The sequence below is a fragment of the Stenotrophomonas sp. 278 genome (assembly GCF_003935715.1).
GTDB lineage: Bacteria > Pseudomonadota > Gammaproteobacteria > Xanthomonadales > Xanthomonadaceae > Stenotrophomonas > Stenotrophomonas maltophilia_AH.
Genome location: NZ_RHPP01000321.1, coordinates 1 through 608 on the forward strand (window position 1 = coordinate 1; position 608 = coordinate 608).

At 38.7% G+C, this 608-nt stretch carries 2 pseudogenes; one reads left to right on the plus strand and one right to left on the minus strand.

The features are described 5' to 3' along the window. Positions 1-345: pseudogene (locus EGJ34_RS21940) on the plus strand (IS6-like element IS1216 family transposase); the annotation flags it as partial. Positions 346-378: 33 nt separating this feature from the next. On the opposite strand, the pseudogene EGJ34_RS22605 reads toward EGJ34_RS21940, so the two are convergent. Beyond that, positions 379-608: pseudogene (locus EGJ34_RS22605) on the minus strand (ISNCY family transposase); the annotation flags it as partial.

Genomic DNA, 608 nt, shown 5'->3' on the forward strand with positions numbered 1-608 from the left:
GCCTATGCTTTTCTTAAGCGGTTAGTGAAGCAGTTTGATGAACCGAAGGTTGTAGTCACAGATAAAGCCCCCTCTATTACAAGTGCCTTTAAGAAACTAAAAGAATACGGCTTTTATCAAGGGACAGAACATCGTACCATTAAATACCTGAATAATTTGATTGAACAAGACCATCGTCCAGTAAAGAGACGCAATAAATTCTATCGAAGTTTACGCACTGCCTCTACCACGATTAAAGGCATGGAAGCCATTCGAGGATTATATAAGAAAACCCGAAAAGAAGGCACTCTCTTCGGGTTTTCTGTCTGTACTGAAATCAAGGTATTATTGGGAATCCCAGCTTAAATCATAGATACCGTAAGGGATTTTATTCTTTATTTAAAACTTTGCAACAGAACCGTTGATATCATAGTCCTCTTTTAAAATTTCAGTGTAGTGCCTCACGTTAGGTTTCACTCGAAAAGATTGGTAGATGGTAACCACCTGTTGTTTGACTTGATCAGGCACGCCATGCCTTTGTTTACCTCCTCTGTTTTTATGTGAAAATGCTTCCTTTCCATTCGTTTGATAGTCTTTAACGAGTCGATTGATTTGCCTCACTGATAAGT